This window comes from Evansella tamaricis, from assembly GCF_019042215.1.
Classification (GTDB): Bacteria; Bacillota; Bacilli; order Bacillales; family Salisediminibacteriaceae; genus Evansella; species Evansella tamaricis.
The window spans coordinates 1-1479 of record NZ_JAHQCS010000033.1 but is presented as its reverse complement, the minus strand read 5'-3'; the positions used below and the strand labels follow the sequence as shown (position 1 = coordinate 1479).

Annotated in this window: 9 tRNA genes and 1 rRNA gene; all 10 read right to left on the bottom strand. The window is 47.4% G+C overall.

Going from position 1 to position 1479, the window contains the following annotated elements:
• Nucleotides 1-187: 187 nt before the first annotated feature.
• Nucleotides 188-263, bottom strand: a tRNA-Ala gene (locus tag KS419_RS01860).
• Nucleotides 264-428: 165 nt separating this feature from the next.
• A tRNA-Pro gene (locus tag KS419_RS01855) sits at nucleotides 429-505 on the bottom strand.
• 4 nt (nucleotides 506-509) lie between these two features.
• A tRNA-Arg gene (locus KS419_RS01850) sits at nucleotides 510-586 on the bottom strand.
• 62 nt (nucleotides 587-648) lie between these two features.
• Nucleotides 649-737: transfer RNA gene (locus tag KS419_RS01845), tRNA-Leu, on the bottom strand.
• A gap of 22 nt (nucleotides 738-759) precedes the next feature.
• A tRNA-Gly gene (locus tag KS419_RS01840) sits at nucleotides 760-834 on the bottom strand.
• Nucleotides 835-841: 7 nt separating this feature from the next.
• A tRNA-Leu gene (locus KS419_RS01835) sits at nucleotides 842-926 on the bottom strand.
• A 7-nt stretch (nucleotides 927-933) separates the two neighbouring features.
• Nucleotides 934-1009: transfer RNA gene (locus tag KS419_RS01830), tRNA-Lys, on the bottom strand.
• Nucleotides 1010-1220: 211 nt separating this feature from the next.
• Nucleotides 1221-1296 (bottom strand) — tRNA-Thr (locus KS419_RS01825).
• A gap of 6 nt (nucleotides 1297-1302) precedes the next feature.
• Nucleotides 1303-1378: transfer RNA gene (locus KS419_RS01820), tRNA-Val, on the bottom strand.
• A 6-nt stretch (nucleotides 1379-1384) separates the two neighbouring features.
• Nucleotides 1385-1479, bottom strand: a 5S ribosomal RNA gene (rrf, locus tag KS419_RS01815); the annotation flags it as partial.

The window sequence follows — 1479 nt, the reverse complement described above, 5'->3', positions numbered from 1 at the left end:
GAGCCAGGATCAAACTCTCCAATAAAGTGTTGAGTTTGACGACTAGCGTCAAGCCAAATTTTGGCTAATTGTTACTTCTTCATTGACGGGATATTCCATTATCGCTTCATCATTATAATGAAGGAATTTATATCCCACTTCGCTTGGCTTTTTGTTTAGTTTTCAAAGGTCAAGAAAAATCATAATATGGTGGAGCCTAGCGGGATCGAACCGCTGACCTCCTGCGTGCAAGGCAGGCGCTCTCCCAGCTGAGCTAAGGCCCCATGATGTTTTTCAATGATACTTATTCAATAGTTTGCGAACAATGTGTTTCTTTGTAGTCCCTGTCTCTTCTTCTACTAGTATTGCTCTGTAGTTTATCTGTCGAGACAACACGTAGTATTTCAAGAAAGGTTTTGCTCGTAGCTGAGCTAATGCCTCTAATTAAGTGGTCGGGAAGACAGGATTTGAACCTGCGACCCCTTGGTCCCAAACCAAGTGCTCTGCCAAGCTGAGCTACTTCCCGAAAATGGCGCGCCCGAGAGGAGTCGAACCCCTAACCTTCTGATCCGTAGTCAGACACTCTATCCAATTGAGCTACGGGCGCTTTATTGACTATTTCCAATTAAAAAATACATTCACTTAGTTGATGTTTCCGTTTTTACATAATGGTGCCGAGGACCGGAATCGAACCGGTACGGTAGTCACCTACCGCAGGATTTTAAGTCCTGTGCGTCTGCCAGTTCCGCCACCCCGGCATGCAGACTAATTATATTTCCCTGGAGCGGAAGACGGGATTCGAACCCGCGACCCCCACCTTGGCAAGGTGATGTTCTACCACTGAACTACTTCCGCAAAAAACTGGTGCGGGTGAAGGGAGTCGAACCCCCACGTCATAAGACACTAGATCCTAAGTCTAGCGCGTCTGCCAGTTCCGCCACACCCGCATATATATGGTGAGCCATGAAGGACTCGAACCTTCGACCCTCTGATTAAAAGTCAGATGCTCTACCAACTGAGCTAATGGCTCGTAGTGTATTCTACGATGGTTTTCATGTAGTTTACGGACGATGTGTTGCTCCATAGTCTTGCCTGTTTCTTCCTCTACGTTTGTTGCTCCGGTGTGTATCCGTCGAAACAACTCGTTGCTAATCCATGATGTAAATACTCGTCACTGAGCTAATGACTTGCAACTTATTCTATATTTGCAACTAAATACGTTGAGCTATAGTAATAATATTTGGTGCTGGCCAGAGGACTTGAACCCCCAACCTACTGATTACAAGTCAGTTGCTCTACCAATTGAGCTAGGCCAGCACTGTATGGTGGAGGATGACGGGCTCGAACCGCCGACCCCCTGCTTGTAAGGCAGGTGCTCTCCCAGCTGAGCTAATCCTCCATATACGCCCAGCAACGTCCTACTTTCACAGGGGGAAACCCCCAACTATCATCGGCGCAGGAGAGCTTAACTACCGTGTTCGGCATGGGAACGGGTGTGAC